1 protein-coding gene is annotated in these 650 nt (G+C 44.2%); it reads left to right on the top strand.

The window, feature by feature from the left end; genetic code table 11:
* A partial coding sequence (locus tag H7T99_RS02735; RefSeq protein WP_415926227.1) for a mucin-binding protein occupies positions 1 to 650 on the top strand: 650 nt, incomplete at both ends.

Genomic DNA, 650 nt, shown 5'->3' with positions numbered 1-650 from the left:
TATGTTTTCACAGGTAAGAAAGATTTAACAACAAACGCTATTACTTGGAAAACAAGCTCGCATACATACGGCAGTGTACCAGTTCCAGTGGTTCCAGGCTACATCGCAGATAAGTCTCAAGCTGGTCAACTAGAAGTTACCTTAGCGACTCCTAATGTGGAAGAGCTTGTCAGCTACACACCGGTGGGAAGAATCATTTTTGTGGACGAAGCAAGGAATCAAATCGTTGGTACAAACGCTGTTCCGTATACCAACGCTCCAGATCCGACTAAGGTAGAGTCAACCACTCTACCAACGCTTCCAACAGGTTATGAGATTAAGTCTGGGCAAAACATTTCAGGTTTTAACTCAAGTAGTCTTCAAGTCCTTCCACCAGATGCGACAGCTGACACTAAGATTATCTTGGTTTCTAAGAAAGAGACTTTGAATCAGGGTACAAGTCAGACGGTTACCTTTGTTGGTGCAGGTGAAAAAACGCCAGCGACTAAGGTTCAAAATGATTTTGTCTTCACTGGGACAAAGGATATGGTTTCAGGTGTCAGCACTTGGGATGTGTCAAGTCATAGATACGGGAGTGTACCAGTTCCAGTGGTTCCAGGCTACATCGCAGATAAGTCTCAAGCTGGTCAACTAGAAGTTACCTTAGCGAC

Origin of the sequence: Streptococcus sp. 17.1, from assembly GCF_016648655.1 — a bacterium.
Taxonomy (GTDB): domain Bacteria; phylum Bacillota; class Bacilli; order Lactobacillales; family Streptococcaceae; genus Streptococcus; species Streptococcus salivarius_E.
Note: the sequence above shows the minus strand (reverse complement) of the source record. Positions and strands in the feature narration are given on the sequence as shown.